General features: G+C 69.4%; 15 protein-coding genes and 1 pseudogene. 4 read left to right on the plus strand and 12 right to left on the minus strand.

Annotated features, from left to right (window positions below):
* Window positions 1-151: 151 nt before the first annotated feature.
* From HUO13_RS37760 to mftA, 10 genes and pseudogenes are all read right to left on the minus strand, one after another.
* Window positions 152-949 carry a GNAT family N-acetyltransferase gene (locus tag HUO13_RS37760; RefSeq protein ID WP_249124113.1) on the minus strand — a complete coding sequence of 266 codons (798 nt, stop codon included), beginning with the start codon at window positions 947-949 and terminating at the stop codon, window positions 152-154.
* A 55-nt stretch (window positions 950-1,004) separates the two neighbouring features.
* Window positions 1,005-2,453, minus strand: a complete 1,449-nt coding sequence (gene mftF / locus HUO13_RS27755; protein WP_211897951.1) for a mycofactocin biosynthesis glycosyltransferase MftF — start codon at window positions 2,451-2,453, stop codon at window positions 1,005-1,007.
* On the minus strand, window positions 2,450-3,226 hold the full coding sequence (locus tag HUO13_RS27760; RefSeq protein ID WP_211897952.1) for a mycofactocin-coupled SDR family oxidoreductase: 777 nt from the start codon (window positions 3,224-3,226) through the stop codon (window positions 2,450-2,452). Before HUO13_RS27760 ends, mftF begins: the two co-directional genes overlap by 4 nt.
* Window positions 3,223-3,951 carry a mycofactocin biosynthesis peptidyl-dipeptidase MftE gene (gene mftE, locus HUO13_RS27765; protein ID WP_211897953.1) on the minus strand — a complete coding sequence of 243 codons (729 nt, stop codon included), beginning with the start codon at window positions 3,949-3,951 and terminating at the stop codon, window positions 3,223-3,225. Before mftE ends, HUO13_RS27760 begins: the two co-directional genes overlap by 4 nt.
* Window positions 3,948-4,394 (minus strand): hypothetical protein, encoded by a 447-nt coding sequence (locus HUO13_RS27770; RefSeq protein ID WP_249124114.1) that lies wholly within the window; start codon window positions 4,392-4,394, stop codon window positions 3,948-3,950. The genes mftE and HUO13_RS27770 overlap by 4 nt, the downstream gene beginning before the upstream one ends.
* A 24-nt stretch (window positions 4,395-4,418) precedes the next feature.
* Window positions 4,419-4,547, minus strand: a pseudogene (locus HUO13_RS38420) (hypothetical protein); the annotation flags it as partial.
* A complete protein-coding gene (gene mftD, locus HUO13_RS27775; protein ID WP_211897955.1) occupies window positions 4,492-5,667 on the minus strand; it encodes a pre-mycofactocin synthase MftD in 1,176 nt (391 codons plus the stop codon). The pseudogene HUO13_RS38420 and the gene mftD, both read right to left, overlap by 56 nt.
* Before the next feature lie 26 nt (window positions 5,668-5,693).
* Entirely contained in the window at window positions 5,694-6,872 is a 1,179-nt protein-coding gene (gene mftC, locus HUO13_RS27780) for a mycofactocin radical SAM maturase (protein WP_211897956.1), read from the minus strand.
* 15 nt (window positions 6,873-6,887) lie between these two features.
* Window positions 6,888-7,214 (minus strand): mycofactocin biosynthesis chaperone MftB, encoded by a 327-nt coding sequence (mftB, locus tag HUO13_RS27785; protein WP_432757773.1) that lies wholly within the window; start codon window positions 7,212-7,214, stop codon window positions 6,888-6,890.
* Window positions 7,204-7,311, minus strand: a complete 108-nt coding sequence (mftA, locus tag HUO13_RS27790) for a mycofactocin precursor MftA (protein WP_009947188.1) — start codon at window positions 7,309-7,311, stop codon at window positions 7,204-7,206. Before mftA ends, mftB begins: the two co-directional genes overlap by 11 nt.
* A gap of 196 nt (window positions 7,312-7,507) precedes the next feature.
* Here mftA and mdo point away from each other — a divergent pair, with 196 nt between their 5' ends.
* From mdo to mftM, 4 genes are all read left to right on the plus strand, one after another.
* Window positions 7,508-8,773 carry an NDMA-dependent methanol dehydrogenase gene (gene mdo, locus HUO13_RS27795; RefSeq protein ID WP_211897957.1) on the plus strand — a complete coding sequence of 422 codons (1,266 nt, stop codon included), beginning with the start codon at window positions 7,508-7,510 and terminating at the stop codon, window positions 8,771-8,773.
* 62 nt (window positions 8,774-8,835) lie between these two features.
* On the plus strand, window positions 8,836-9,846 hold the full coding sequence (locus HUO13_RS27800; protein WP_211897958.1) for a MadB family AAA-type ATPase: 1,011 nt from the start codon (window positions 8,836-8,838) through the stop codon (window positions 9,844-9,846).
* Window positions 9,843-11,333: a MadC family VWA domain-containing protein gene (gene madC, locus HUO13_RS27805; RefSeq protein ID WP_211897959.1), complete on the plus strand. Its 1,491-nt coding sequence runs from the start codon at window positions 9,843-9,845 to the stop codon at window positions 11,331-11,333. The genes HUO13_RS27800 and madC overlap by 4 nt, the downstream gene beginning before the upstream one ends.
* A gap of 286 nt (window positions 11,334-11,619) precedes the next feature.
* Window positions 11,620-12,525, plus strand: coding sequence for a mycofactocin oligosaccharide methyltransferase MftM (mftM, locus tag HUO13_RS27810; protein WP_211897960.1), 906 nt, complete (start codon window positions 11,620-11,622; stop codon window positions 12,523-12,525).
* A gap of 1 nt (window position 12,526) precedes the next feature.
* On the opposite strand, the gene HUO13_RS27815 is transcribed toward mftM, so the two are convergent.
* Both HUO13_RS27815 and HUO13_RS27820 read right to left on the minus strand, forming a co-directional pair.
* Window positions 12,527-13,210 (minus strand): MadR family response regulator transcription factor, encoded by a 684-nt coding sequence (locus tag HUO13_RS27815; RefSeq protein WP_211897961.1) that lies wholly within the window; start codon window positions 13,208-13,210, stop codon window positions 12,527-12,529.
* Window positions 13,203-14,549 (minus strand): MadS family sensor histidine kinase, encoded by a 1,347-nt coding sequence (locus HUO13_RS27820; protein WP_249124115.1) that lies wholly within the window; start codon window positions 14,547-14,549, stop codon window positions 13,203-13,205. Before HUO13_RS27820 ends, HUO13_RS27815 begins: the two co-directional genes overlap by 8 nt.
* Window position 14,550: the final 1 nt, after the last annotated feature.

Genomic DNA, 14,550 nt, shown 5'->3' on the forward strand with positions numbered 1-14,550 from the left:
ACCGGGCGAGGCTGGCCTTGAACGCCGGACAGGTCGCATGGGATGCCGATGGGTCACGATCGGCGAAGGCGACTTCGCCGCTCAGGTCGAGCAGTGCTACCTCAGCATCGGCACCGCCTCGGAAAAGATCTGACGCGTGCGGACTCCTGTTTCAGGCGGCCGGCGCCTTCGCCGGTACGGGGATGGGCTCAAGCTCGGATGCTCCCCGCCTTCTGGCCAGAACCGCGCAGACGACGAGTTGGAGCAGGTGGTAGAGCATGACGGGGAGCACGATGAGGCCCACGGTCGCACTGGGGAAGAGCACGCTGGCGATGGGCAGGCCGCTGGCCAGGATCTTGACCGACGATGGCGTTCTCGTCCTGCCGCCAAGGGATTCCATGGCGCGTGGCCTGCTCCGTCCAGCGGGCGCGACGCGCACTCGACGAGATGCTCGTGGAGGGCATCCCGACCGTGTTGCCGTTCCACCGGGCGGTCCTGCGCGACCCCGCGCCTCGCCGCCCCCGGCGGCGGCGAGGCGCTCGATGACGTCCTTCTCCCGCGTCATCCCGGCCAGCGCGTCCCACCGGCCGGGCGGCAGCAGCTGCCCGCCCAGCTCCTCCAGCACGCCGAAGTCCGCAGGGTCGAGGTCTTCGACCTTCTCGAAGTAGGTGAGGTCGGTGCGCGGCCGGTAGCCGCAGTTGACCATCGCCTTGAAACCAGCCGCGCCCTCAGGCACCAGGCTCGTGATGCGGTGCACACCCTGACCGCGCAGCTTCTTCTCCAGCTCGCCCAGCAGCGCGCTGCCGATGCCGCGGTTGCGCCACCGCGCGTCGAGGGCGAACATCGCCAGCCAGGCGCGCTCGCCCTCCACCTTGGCGGCCGCCATGCCGACCACGTCCTGCTGCACGACCGCCACCATCGCCGGATGACCGGCCCGAGCGATCGAGACCACCTCGGCGGCCGAGAACACCGGCTCTCCACCCTCCCGGCTCTGGTCCCAGATGTGGATCGCCTGGTCGAGGTCGTTATCGTAAAACTCGCGTACCCGCCGCAACGGCCCGACACACCTCGCGTAGTCCACCGGTGATCTTGGGAACGAGCGCCGCCATCGTCCGGTGCTCGACCGAACCCCACCACACTCCAGCTCCGTAGGCGAGATCGTCGATCCGGCGCAGGACGACGAACGTGACGGGATCAAGCTCCGAGCCCTTCTTCTTCCACTCCACCAATCCGTCCATAGTAGACATGCCAAGGAGAAGCCACCGCGCTCGGCGGCTTTTCATCACCAAGGCGAGCCCGATCGGCCAGTGGTGACGTACACCGGCCCGCAACAGCTGGAGCGCCGTGGAGTACAGGCCTGCCAGGGTCAGCAAGCCTGCTGCGCGGACCGGGGAGTCCGCGTCCGGCATCCGGCGTGCCAGTCGCGTTCCGGCGATGGCCGCCAGTCCGGTCGCCGAGGCTACAGCGGCGGGCTTGCCGGTCAGAGCCAGGCACACGGCGAGCAGTGACCACGCCGTCACATGCATCGGCGGCACCTGCCCAGGATGGCGGGCGGCCAGCGCCGCCGCACCCGAACCGTAGAAGGCGCGCCGCGCCGCCCAGGAAAGGAGTGCGGTGCGGTGGTCATGCGCCACCTGCGCGGTGGGCACGTAACGGAGGCGCCACCCCTTCTCGTGCAGGCGCATGCACAGATCGACGTCCTCGGCCACCTGGAGCTGTTCGTCGAAGCCTTCCGGTGCGGAGGCACGTCGCAGCACGATCGCGGCGCTGGGCACGTAGGCCACTTTGGACATGGGGATGATCGGTGCTTCGTCCGGTCCCAGGTCCAGGGCGGAGCACGTCTGCTCGAACGAGCCGATCCGGGTCGGTCGCTGCTGGGGCAGCGCTACCACTCGCGGCGCTGCGAGTCCCACCCCGGGGTCGTCGAACTGCGCCAGCAGAGGTGGGAGCCAGCCGTGCTTCGGCACGACATCGGAGTCGCAGAACGCGACGAACTCCTGGGTCGTCGCGTGAAAGCCCGCGTTGCGGGCGGACGCAGGCCCCCGGCTGCGGTCGTGGCGGATGACCTCGGCGCCATGCTCTGCGGCCACCGCACGGGTCGCACCGGCATCGCAGGACCCGTCGTCGACGACGACGACCGGCACCCCGGCGGTGCGGGGATCCGAGCGGACAGCGTGCAGCAGCCGTGCCAGCATGTCCTGGCGGTCACGCACCGGAACCACGATGGCGACCGATCGCTCCTCGTCGGGCGCCGGCCGAGGATGGACGACGCCGACGTCGAGCAGCGCGCGGGCCAGCGCCGCCGACGCCGGATCCCGGACCGTGAACGAGCCGGCCTTGACCAGTTCCGCGGCTCGCGGGTGCAGCCGCAGCAGGCGACCGGGGCTTCCCCCGAACACGAGCCTGCCATTGCGGGACAGGCGGGCCGACCTGTCCAGTTCGACGCCGAAACCTCTCGGCAGCGCGGCGTTCATCCGGTGAAGCCTCCATCCGCGTGCAGCACGGTCCCGTTGAACGCGCTCGCGTCCGGCGAACTCGCCCATGCCACCGCCGCTGCCACCTCCTCGGGTTCCAACAGCCTGTCGACCAGCTGGTGCGCGCCGAGCGACTGCACGTCGTCGAGCTGGTAGAGGGCGGCCGTCTCTCGAAGCATGTCGGTGCGAGTGGAGCCCGGGGACACTGCGACCGCGCTGACCCCGGACCCCTTCAAGTCGGCGGCCAGACCGCGCACCAGGCCGAGCACCGCGTGTTTGGCGGCGCAGTAGGCACCCAAGTGCCACAGCCCGTGATGCGCCGCGGCGGAAGCGAGCGCCACGAACCTGCCCTGCCGCGCGGGAAGCATGGCGGGCACCGCTGCCCGGGCCAGGTTCAGCAAGCCGCGCACGTCGATGTCGAACAGCGCGTTCCACTGCTCGTCGGTGGTCTCCCACAGTGGTCGGCCGCCCAGGATCACGGCTGCGGCACCGATGGCGGCGTCCAGCCTGCCGTGCTGATCGAGTGCCTGCTGGACGGCGGTGTCGAGAACCGCGCGCTCTCGGACATCGCCAGTCAGCGCGGTGATTCCGTCGCTGTCCTCGGCCAGCGTCCGCAGTTCGTCGGCGGTACCCAGCGGGTACGGCACGGCCGGGTCGTCGTCGCAGAGGTCGACCGCGACGATGTTCCAACCATCGGCACGGAGCCGCCGAACGACCGCAGCGCCGATGCCTCGTGCCGCACCGGTGATCACGGCGGTCGGCTGTGCGGTCATGACCTCACCTCGGTTCTCGTTCGGAGCAGACGTCCTGCCCGGACGTTCCATGAATGGACGGCGGTGCACAACTCAGCGGCCATCCTGTTGAGCAGCCGTTCCCCTGCGGCGGCCGACGCGCCGCTCGGATCTCCCAGCACTCCGTTGGGGCTGACCGCTCGGACGGAGTTCCGCTCCAGTTCACCCATGAGCTTCCTGACCGGCTCGGTGCGTCCCGCTCTCGCGCGGTCCTCGCGCACGGACAGCGGTCTGAGCGCCATCATCATCGAGGTTTCCGTTCTCCCGGCATGGGCATCGCCACCCTGGACCGCACACGGCCACCACGCCACCTCGCGCCGCTCGTCACGCAGTTGCGCGACCGCCTTCGCCAGCACCGCGTTGTTGCCGCCGTGGCCGTTGACGATCAGCACGCGCCCGCACCACCCCGACAGGGACCGGCCCAGTTCGACCGCCAGCAGGTGCAGCGCGTCGCAGCCGATGGAGACCGTTCCGGGAAACCCCTCGTGCTCACCGCTGGCGGTGTAGTGCTGGGTCGGGGCGAGCAGCACATCGGTGCCGTCGGCCAGTTCTCGCACCCCCTTCCACGCGACCGCGGTCGCGATCGAGCTGTCGGTGTCGAGCGGAAGATGCGGTCCGTGCTGCTCGCAGGACCCGAACGGAACGATGACGAGCGGGCGGCGGCCCTCCAGGTCCGGCCACGACTGCTCGGCCAGCAGCAGGCTCATGGCCTACTCCCCTCTGGGTGGTATCCGCGCTCTCGGAGGTAGCCGAGTAGTTCGTCCACCGCATCCGATCCCGGCATCGGCCCCACCACACAAGCCGGGGCACTGGAGGTGAACGCGCCGGTCAGCCGCACGAGTCGCTGGTGTGGTCTCGTGCCGGCGGGCGGCGCGAGCGCGTGCGTCCGCGGGCGGAGCGGGTCGCGGGAGAGCACCCTCGCCAGGGCCTCGTCCGCGGAGGGGGCGTCCACGACGGCGTTCTCCCTGCGGCGAGCCGCCTCCGGCAGTGCTTCCCGCCGCAGCCGGACGCCGGCCGCATCGACCCCACCAAACCGGTCCCCGGCAACCGCGACGGCCTCCGGAAACTCCTCGACGAGCGCGGCCAACTCGTCCCGGGTGGCCAGAGGGTAGGGAACCCGATTGTCGTCGGCGCAACGGTCAACGGCCACCACACGCCACCCCGCCGACGCCAGCCGCCGAACGGTGGCCGCGCCGATTCCGCTTTCGGCACCGGCGACAAAAGCTACTCGTGGGTTCCCCCATGGCTCATCGCATCCCACGGGTGAAGCCGGCGGGGATGACGAGATCGCCGCGATCCACATCGTGCACCGAGGGCTTGGCGAGCCCGAGCAGCGCGGAGTCGATCCCGCCGCGCAGGACCTCGATGACGTTGTGCACGCCCCGCTCGCCTCCCGCGGCCATTCCCCACAGGTAGGCGCGGCCGATCATCACGGCGCGGGCGCCCATCGCGAGAGCTTTGACGACGTCGCTGCCCCGCCGAACACCGCCGTCGAGCAGCACCTCGATCTGGTCGCCGACGGCATCGAGGACACTGGGCAGCACCCGGATGGTCGCCGGAGTGCTGTCGAGGTTGTTTCCGCCGTGGTTGGACACCGAGATCGCGCTGGCTCCGATGTCCACGGCACGCCGCGCGTCATCGGGATGCGTGATCCCCTTGAGCAGGAACGGCCCGTCCCACTGCGCACGCAGCCACGCCAGATCCTCCCAACTCGGAGGCGCCGTCTGCATCCATTCCCCATAGGCACCGAAGAAGGTCGGGCCCGTCTCCCCCGGGTCAACCAGATTCGGCGTCGTCAGATCGGGCAGGCTGGCACTGCGCAGGTACTGCGTCAACCAGCCGGGCCGGGTCAGAACCTCGGGCGCGAACTTCAGCATCGTCTTGATGCCGACCCGCTCCGGCAACGGCGGGCTCCCCCAGTCCCGGGCGGTGGCGAACGTCCAATCCAACGTCACCATGAGGCCTTTCGCCCCCGCACGCTTGGCCCGGTCCAGGCGGCGCTGGATCGACTCCCGGTTCCCGAGCCAATAGGCCTGGAAAAAAGTCTTCGGGTTGGCTGCCACCACATCCTCGATCGGTTTGCTGGCAAAGGACGACAGGCCCACGGCAGTGCCGGAAGCCGCAGCCGCCTTGGCGACGGCGATCTCACCCTCCGGGTGCACGGCCTGCACCCCGGTCGGCGACAAGATCACCGGCAACGACACGTCCTGTCCCAGCACCGTCGTGCCCTGGCTCCGCGTGGCAGGGAGGTCCGCGATCCGGGGGCGAAACCCGAGCTCGGCGAAAGCCTCGACATTGTCGTCGAGTGTGGTTCGACGTTCCGAACCCGCCAACAGAGCCAGATACACCGACTTCGGCAAGCGCTTGCGCGCCCGCTCCCTGGCTTCGGCAACGGTCTCGAACCACTTCCTAGTGGATGCCATCGACTGCTTCCTTCCTCGTGCTTCGCTCAGCTCACCAGGGGGCTGGAGTCGCAGGGCTTGGCAGGAACGGCGGGAATGCCCAGCCCCACCTTGCGCCGAGAGGTGCGGGAGTGGTCCTGCGAGGCCTTCGGCAGCCCGGAACGGTCCACCACGGACAGGGCGGTCTGCCCGTGCCCCTTGACGCATTCGGGGTCCGGGCCGTCGAGCGGCAGGCCGGTGAAGAACTTCGCCGCCATGCACCCGCCCTGGCAAGCGTCGAACGCCGAGCACGACCGGCACGCTCCACCGGACTGCGGCTGACGCAGCTCGGTGAACAACTCCGACTCCTGCCACACCCGTGCGAAGCCGCCTGTCCCGCGCACGTTTCCCGCCTTGAACGCATCATGGATCGCGAACGGGCACGCGTACACATCGCCTACCGGGTCGATCAAGCACACCACCCGACCCGCACCGCACAGGTTCAGCCCGGGCAACGGGGTGGAACCCAATGCGTTGAGGTGGAAGAACGAATCACCCGTGAGCACCTGATCGCCATGCGCCACCAGCCACGCATAGATCTCGCGCTGCTGTTCATCAGTGGGATGCAGCTCGTCCCAGACGTCCGCTCCTCGACCCGACGGCCGCAACCGCGTGATGCGCAGCTGCGCCCCGAACCGGTCCGCGATCGCCCTGAAATCATCCAGCTGGGAGACGTTCTGCCGGGTCATCACCACCGATATCTTGAAATCGCGCATTCCCGCCGACGACAAGTTCTCCAACGCCCGCATCGCGGTGTCGTACGAACCCGGCCCGCGCACCGCGTCGTTGACCTCGGCTGTGGCGCCGTCCAACGAGATCTGCACGTCGACGTAGTCCGTTGCCGCCAGCTTCCGCGCGCGTTCGGGCGTGATCCGGTAGCCGTTGGTGGAGAACTTGATCCCGACGTGGTGGTCGACGGCGTAGTCGACCAGCTCCCAGAAGTCCGATCGCACGGTCGGCTCCCCGCCGCCGACGTTGACGTAGAAGACCTGCATCCGCTCGAGCTCGTCGATGACGCGCTTGATCTCGTCGGTGCTCAGCTCGTCGGGGTCCCGGCGGCCGGACGAGGACAGGCAGTGCGCGCAGGACAGGTTGCAGGCGTAGGTCCACTCCCAGGTCAGGCAGATCGGCGAGTCGAGGCCGTGCTTGAACTGCTCGACCAGTGGTGGCACATCGGCGGTGGTCATGAGGGCTCCCGGGGGTCAGTCGCGGACGATCATTTCCGCGCGGGCCAGCGACGCGAGCGCGTTGAGATACGCGCGCTGCTCGTGCTCGGTGACGCCGTGGGCAGACAGCGCGGCCCGCGCGGATCGGTGCTTGTGCAAGCCTTCGACCACGGTCACCAGCAACGGCGTCTTGAGGAATGACAGCCGGCGGTTGCCGAAGTGGTAGGCCAGTGCGCCGAAGGGCTCGGGGCGCAACGCCACGTTCGGGCTCAGCGCGTAATGGCCCTCCGGTTCGAAGTCGGGGTGGCCTCGCGTCTCCGGGGACGTCGGCACGTCCCCGGAGACGCGGTGCTCAGTAGACACCGCACATCCCGTCGATCGACACCTCTTCGACGAGCAGCTCCTCAACCTGGTCCGGCTCCACTTCCTGGGCGGACAACTCGACGATCTCCTCGGACATGGCGACTTCCCTTCTGTGACGGCGGTCTCGCTGTGGTCGACCCGAAGCTAGCCCCCGACAACTCGCCGTTTCGCCGTGCTGTCGGTCCTACCCGGGCTACCCGATCGGACAGGTCGCGCACTGCACGCCTGGACGTTGTCGCGGATCACAAGCAACAACAGACTCATCGCATCAACCTCAACGCGGAGGAGGACGCATGGAGCTCAACCGGATCTGGGATTTCCCGATCAAGGAATTCCACCCGTTCCCACGGGCGATGCTCGGGGTCGGCGCCCACGAGATGGTCGGGGTCGAAGCCAAGAAGCTCGGCTTCACCCGTGCTCTTCTGGTCACCACCGGGCTGCGCGGCTCGGGCATCGTCGAGGACCTCAAGGGCAAGCTGGAGTGGGCCGGCGTCGAAGTCGTGCTCTACGACAAGGTCGAGTCCAATCCCAAGGACTACAACGTCATGGAGGCCGCCGCGCTCTACCAGTCCGAGAAGTGCGACGGGGTCGTCTCGATCGGCGGCGGCTCTTCACACGACGCGGCCAAGGGAGCGCGCGTGGTCGTGGCCCACGACGGCCGCAACATCAACGAGTTCGAAGGATTCGAGAAGTCCACGAACAAGCAGAACCCGCCGCACATCGCGATCTCGACCACCGCGGGAACCGGCTCGGAGACCTCCTGGGCCTACGTCATCACCGACACCTCCGACATGGACCAGCCGCACAAATGGGTCGGGTTCGACGAGAGCACCATCTGCTCACTGGCCATCGACGACCCGGTGCTGTACTACGACTGCCCGCAGCACTTCACAGCGTTCTGCGGCTTCGACGTGCTCGCCCACGGCAGCGAGCCCTACGTGGCGCGGCTGGACTTCCCGCCATCGCTGGGCAATGCGTTGTACTCGATCGAGCTCGTCGCCAAGCATCTGCGCGAGGCGGTGTTCGAGCCGCGCAACCTGGAAGCCCGCGCCGGGATGATGCACGCGCAGTACATCGCCGCCCAGGCGTTCAACTCCGGCGGGCTGGGGATCGTGCACTCGATCTCGCACGCCGTGAGCGCCTTCTTCGACAGCCACCACGGCCTCAACAACGCCATCGCGCTGCCCCGCGTGTGGGAGTACAACCTGCCGTCCCGCTACGAGCGCTACGCCCGCATCGCGACCGCGATGGGCGTGGACACCTCGGGTATGACCACCGTGCAGGCCGCCGACGCGGCCGTAGACGCCGCGATCCGGCTGAGCAAGGACGTCGGCATCCCCGACAACTTCGGCCAGGTCACCAAGGACAGCTACGACAAGAACCGGATGGACACCGGCAAGTACAGCGGGCGCGGTCCCTCCATCCCGGGTGATGATGCCACCGTCCGCAAGATCTCCGAGCACATCCAGGGTGACTGGTGCACGCCGGGCAACCCGCGCGAGGTCACGGTCGAGTCGATGCTGCCCGTCGTTTCACACGCCATCAACAAGTCGTACTGACACCGGTGTCCGGGTGGGCGGCGAGGCGCGTCGCCCACCCGGACCGAACCGCGGGAGGCGAAGTGGGCAACGGTTTCACGGATGCGGACGAGGTCGTCGAGGCGCTGCGCGAGCAGGACTACGTCCCCGACGCCGAGCTGGCGGTCGTCGTGCTGCTGGCCACCAGGCTCGGCAAGCCGCTGCTGCTGGAAGGTCCGGCGGGAGTGGGCAAGACCGAACTGGCAAAGGCGCTGGCGGCCGCGGGTGGCCGCCGGTTGGTCCGCCTGCAGTGCTACGAGGGGATCGACGAGGGCAGGGCCCTCTACGAGTGGGATTACGGCAAGCAGCTCATGCACGTGCAGATGCTGCGCGAACGCATCGGTGAAGCCCTCGCCGACGCGCCGGACCTCGCCGCGGCGGCCGAGATGCTGCAGCGCCAGGACACCGGCCTTTACACCGAGCACTTTCTCGCCACCCGTCCGCTGATGGAGGCGATCCTGTCCCCGGAGCCGGTGCTGTTGCTGGTCGACGAGGTCGACCGGGCTGACGAGGCTCTGGAGGCGCTGCTGCTGGAAGTGTTGGCCGAGCAGCAGGTCACCGTGCCCGAGATCGGCACCTTCACCGCCCGCAGCTCCCCGTGGGTGGTGCTGACCTCCAACGACACCCGCGAACTGACCCCCGCGCTCAAGCGCCGCTGCCTGCACTTCCCGATCGACTTCCCCACGGCGGAACGGGAAAGTGAGATCGTGCAGCGCCGTGTCCCGGGGATCCAGGACGAAGCGCTGGGCACGCTGGTCGAACTGGCCGGCCGCCTCCGCGAGCTGCCGCTGCGCAAACCGCCGTCGATCTCGGAAGTGGTGGACGCCGCCCGGGCGGCCGAGACGCTGGGCGACACGTGGTTCGAGGACGAGGCGTGGCTGACCTCCCTGGTCAAGTACGTTGGCGACCGCGAGGTAGTGCGCGGCGACCTGGCCGCCCGCGAGCCCGCCGCCGAACCCGCCGGCACCACGGCGGGTCCGGCGGCGGCATTCCGCGGCCACGGCGGCCGGGACCACGATCGCGGCTCCCAGCACGGCCACCGGAGCCGTCGATGACCGCGCCCACCCTTGTCGCAGTCGCCTTCTCCCAGCTCCTCAGGCGTTGCGGAGTCGGGGTGTCGCCGGCCGAGACGGTCGAGTCCCGCGAAGTGCTCGACCTGGTCGGTCCGCACAACCTGACCGCTCTGCGGGCCTCGCTGCGCGCGGTGACCACCAAGTACCGGCACGAGTCAGCGGCCTTCGACGCCGCGTTCGACCGCTTCTTCCTCGGAACCGGGTCCGCCGGGACCGAGGACGCCCGCCCGGATCCGAATGGGCAGGCGGACCTGCCGGCCACCGAGCTGGATCTCGTCGACGACGAGCCGCTGGCCGGCTACACCGACCACAACCCCCGGGCCGAGGAGATCGGGGACCTGCTCGATGCCCCGCCCGACCCGGGCGACGGGTTCAACCCGCACAAGGACGACGACGACCTGAGCCTGTCCACAAGCGAGCGCGAGCTGTCGGTGCGTACGGGAGGCGACAACGGCCGCCGAGGGATCAGCTACACCGTCGAGGTGTCCCGGGCCGGTTCGGCGGTCGCCCGCGAGCTCGCTTCCGGCCGGGCCGCACCGCCGTCGGCGGGCACCCTCGACTGGACCGACGCGCGCTCACTGCTGGCCTGGCTCGACACCCTCGATCCGCACGCGGTGTATCGGGACGGCCCGGAGGACCCCCGGCAGCCGACCGACGAGGAGCTGTCCCGGCTCACCGAGGCGGTGGAGGCGTTCGTCGCCTCGCTCGCGGAGCAGGTGGTCGCACCGGCCGAGGAGACTCCGCAGCAGGAGGCCGACGCGGTGCAGCACGCCGAACTGCAGCGGGCGTGCCACGAGTTCCTCCGGCGGGTGCGCGGCGCGGCGCGGCAACGCCCGCTGCGGCGCGGGCGGGGCAAGCTCGACATCCGCCGCACGGTGCGCCGCAGCATGCGCGCCGACGGCATCCCGTTCGAGCCGATCGTGCGCCGCCCGCTGCCGGATCGCGTGCGGCTGCTGGTCGTCGCCGACGTGTCGCTGTCGGTCCGCCCCGTCACAGCCTTCGCACTGCGGCTCGCCCAGACGATGCACGGCGCCGCCCACCGCTGCCGGGTCCTCTGTTTCGTGGACGAACCGATCGAGGTCACCGACGAGCTCCGGCGCAGGGCCGGCGATGACGTGCTGTCCCGGATCCTCGCCGGTGGCCGCATCGACCTGGAGGCAGACAGCGACTACGGCGCCGTGCTGACCGGGATACTGACCCGGCACAGCGACGCCTTCGACCGGAGAACGGTGGTGCTGTTCGTCGGCGACGGGCGGTGCAACGGCCGGGCGCCGGGGGTGGAGGAACTGGCGGAGCTGCGGCGCCGGGTGCACCGGATCGGCTGGATCACGCCGGAACCACGGCGCTACTGGCGACAGGCGTCATGCGCGATGCAGGACTTCGCCGAACGATGCGATGCGGTCGTCGTCGCCCGCGATCCAGCGGAGCTGGTGCGCGGGGTCGACGACCTCGTCGCGGGTCTGTCCTGACCCGCACCCTTGCGATCGGGCAGGTGTCGCACTGCCGGTGGGGGCGGTCTTGAGTGTCCACATCGGCGGTTCGCGACCCGCCGTCGACCGACGCCCGACCGTGGCGGCCCAGCGTTTTCGCCAACCCGCGCCGTGACCACGTCACGAGCGGATACCAGTCGGAGAGGAGACGCCTCATGAACGTCGAGGAGCTGCTCGAGCCCTTCCTGTGCGAGCGGCAGCCACTACGCGACCTGGCTGGTCTGGCTCACGCGTCGGATGCGCTGTCCGCAGAGTCGGTGGGCCTATGACCGACATCAGGCAGTTCTCCGGCAGCGCTGCCATCGATCCGCTGGCCAACAGCAGTCCCGGCTGCTACCGCGATGAGGCGGTGGTCGTGCTGCACGAGGGGCGCGCCACGCCGCCGCAAGAGCAAGCGATCACCCGAACGCCGCACTTCAGCTTGTACCGCAACCGCGACCAGGTGCTCGTCAGTCACCGGATCGCGCCGCAGGAGCTCGACAACGACGTCGCGGGCAAGCTGGCCGATGAGCTGTTCGCGCCAGGGTGGCTTTCCGGCGCGGAGATCTTCGAACGGGTCTTCACCGGTGTCGTCAGGTCCACTGTGGATGACGCGATCAGCGCTTGGTCCACCTTCTACCGAAACACCCTCGGCCTCATCCGGAACTCCTACGACGTACCGGATTCGTCGATCTCGGCGATGGTGCCCGTCTATTCACGGGTTCTGACGCTGGTGCCGCCGGGCAGGGTCCTGGACGTGGGTTCCTGCTTCGGCTTCCTGGCTCTGCTGCTCGCCGAACGCCCCGGGACCCGCGTCGTCGCGTCCGACATCGCCAACGGCACCGTCACGTTGCTGCGCGCGATCGCCCGGGAGCTGGGCCTGCCTTTGGGGACGCTGATCTGCGATGGGGCACGGGTGCCGCTGCCGGACCAAGCTGTCGACACGGTCACGGTCATCCACCTGCTGGAGCACCTCGAACGCGATCACGGCGAAGCCGTCCTCGCCGAGGCGATCCGGTTGGCGCGACGACGGGTCGTGGTTGCGGTGCCGTTCGAGGAGGAACCAACGGCCGCCTACGGGCACGTGCGCACCTTCGACTCAGCCGAACTGCACCGGCTGGGCATGGGCACCGGCCAGCCGTACGAGGTCTGCGAGCACCACGGCGGCTGGCTTGTCGTCGACTGCTCGTGAATCAGATCAGCCCGCGCTTGCTGGCTTCGTAGACGGCTTCGGCGCGGGTTGATACGTCGAGCTTGCGCATGATGTTGCGCACGTGGAACTTCGCCGTCGTCTCCGAGATGTAGAGCTGCCCGCCGATTTGCCGATTGCTCGAGCCGGCGGCCAGCAGCCGGAGCACGCCGAGTTCGCGCTCGGTCAGCTCCGGCTCGCTGGACCGGTTGTTCATGGAGTGCACCATCGCCGCGGCCGAGCGCGAGTCGAAAGCGCTTTCGCCGCGCGCCACCGCACGGATCGCCCTGACAAGCTCGGTGGTGTCGACGTCCTTGACCACGTAGCCGCGGGCACCTCGCCGCACAGCCTCGACGACCAGCTTGTCGTCGAGGAACGTCGTCAGCACCAGCACCCCCAGGCCGTCGTGCTCACCGGTGAGCCGCTCGCACAGCGTCAAGCCCTCGGAGTCCTCGCCGGACGACAGCTTGAGGTCCAGCAGCACGACCGACGGCGACGTCCGGGCGACCACGGCCACCGCCTCGTCGGCGGTCGCACCCTCTCCCACGACTTCCAGGTCTGGTTGCCGCTCCAGCAGCGACCTCAGCCCTTGCCGCACGATTGAGTGGTCGTCGACGATCACAATCCGCACCGGACCGGGCGGTGCGCTCACGGCTCCTCCAACCGGCCGTGCCGCTTCCTCACGCATCGCCGTCCCCTTCCGCAAGCGGCATCGGTACCTCCAGCCGGATGAGCACTCCGCCCATCTTCGCCCTGCCGATGCTCAGTTCACCGCCGAGTTCTTCGGCTCGTGCGGCCATGTTCGCCAACCCCCGGTGATGTCCGTTGAGATCGCTGGTGCGTGCGATCCGCAGCGTCCGTCGCAGCTGCGCGGGGTCGCCTGTGCCGTCGTCGGCGATGGACAGCACGATCCGGTCGATCTCGTAGCGCAGGTGCACCGACGCGCGGCCGGCCCCCGAGTGGGTCGCCGTGTTGAACAGCGCCTCCCCGGTCAGCCGGAGCAGCGAGTGCTCGGCCTCGCCAGGCAGCGGCACCGGCTTGCCCTCGATCCGCACCGCGACGTCGACGTAGGCCGGCAGGTGCACATGGGACAACCGCTCCAGCAGGACCGGCAGCGACCCGGGACCCTCCTCGGCACCTCGGTGCAGGGCGTAGATCGCCGAGCGTAGCTGCGCGACCGCTTGCTGGGTCAGCTCCTTGGCGGGCTGCAGTCGCTCCGCGACCTGCTCGGAGTCCCCACCCAGCGCCGCCAGCTCCGCCCGGCACACCTCCACGATCATGCCGGCGCTGAGCACGGCCTGGGTGACGCTGTCGTGCAGTTCCCGGGCGATGCGGTGCCGTTCCTCGTCGATGACCTGCCGCTGCATCGCGTCGGTGAGCCGTCGCTGGACCTCCTGCAGCTCGGCTTTGCGCTCGACGAGGTCCTTGGCCTGGCGTGAAGCCTCCGCGTCCAGCTGCTCGGCACGTCCCTTGAGCTGTGCTGCGGTGTGGAAGAGGTAGGAGTTGTACAGTGCGACCGCAGCCTGGTTGGCCAGCACACGCAGGACCGCGAGATCCGTATCGGTGACCTGCACGTCCGCACCGGGCCGGCCGACCACGCCGCCGACGGGTTCCTCGTCGAGCAGCATCGGCGCACGCACCCATCCCGGCCGGGCCTCCCCCGGTTCCAGCTCCCACGGCCGCTTGCGGATCACGTCCAGCTGCTCACGCGCCTCGGCGGGTAGCTCATGCTCCTGGTCGACCAGCTCGCCGTCACGGGCGAACAGGAAGCCCGGACGTATTCCCCGCAGCGCGCCGTCGGCGACCGCGATGAGCACCCACTCGGCCTGCAGGTGCTCGACCGCTGCCAGGACGACCGCCTCCACCAGCGCCCTCGGGCCCTCGGCCGAACGCACGACGGCACGGGAGATCTCGTCGAGCGCCTGGACCGCCACCGCCAGCCGTTCGTTCGATCGCCGGTACTCGGGGTAGAACGATCTCTTGCTCGACCGCACCCCGGTGAGTTCACCGAGGGTTGCCTCTCCCACG

The sequence above is a fragment of the Saccharopolyspora erythraea genome, from assembly GCF_018141105.1.
Taxonomy (GTDB): Bacteria; Actinomycetota; Actinomycetes; order Mycobacteriales; family Pseudonocardiaceae; genus Saccharopolyspora_D; species Saccharopolyspora_D erythraea_A.

Coding starts and splice junctions, on each gene's coding strand:
- mftF (WP_211897951.1), bottom strand. CDS start 2,453: ATGAACGCCGCGCTGCCGAGAGGTTTCGGCGTCGAACTGGACAGGTCG.
- HUO13_RS27760 (WP_211897952.1), bottom strand. CDS start 3,226: ATGACCGCACAGCCGACCGCCGTGATCACCGGTGCGGCACGAGGCATC.
- mftE (WP_211897953.1), bottom strand. CDS start 3,951: ATGAGCCTGCTGCTGGCCGAGCAGTCGTGGCCGGACCTGGAGGGCCGC.
- mftD (WP_211897955.1), bottom strand. CDS start 5,667: ATGGCATCCACTAGGAAGTGGTTCGAGACCGTTGCCGAAGCCAGGGAG.
- mftC (WP_211897956.1), bottom strand. CDS start 6,872: ATGACCACCGCCGATGTGCCACCACTGGTCGAGCAGTTCAAGCACGGC.
- mftA (WP_009947188.1), bottom strand. CDS start 7,311: ATGTCCGAGGAGATCGTCGAGTTGTCCGCCCAGGAAGTGGAGCCGGAC.
- mdo (WP_211897957.1), top strand. CDS start 7,508: ATGGAGCTCAACCGGATCTGGGATTTCCCGATCAAGGAATTCCACCCG.
- madC (WP_211897959.1), top strand. CDS start 9,843: ATGACCGCGCCCACCCTTGTCGCAGTCGCCTTCTCCCAGCTCCTCAGG.
- mftM (WP_211897960.1), top strand. CDS start 11,620: ATGACCGACATCAGGCAGTTCTCCGGCAGCGCTGCCATCGATCCGCTG.
- HUO13_RS27815 (WP_211897961.1), bottom strand. CDS start 13,210: ATGCGTGAGGAAGCGGCACGGCCGGTTGGAGGAGCCGTGAGCGCACCG.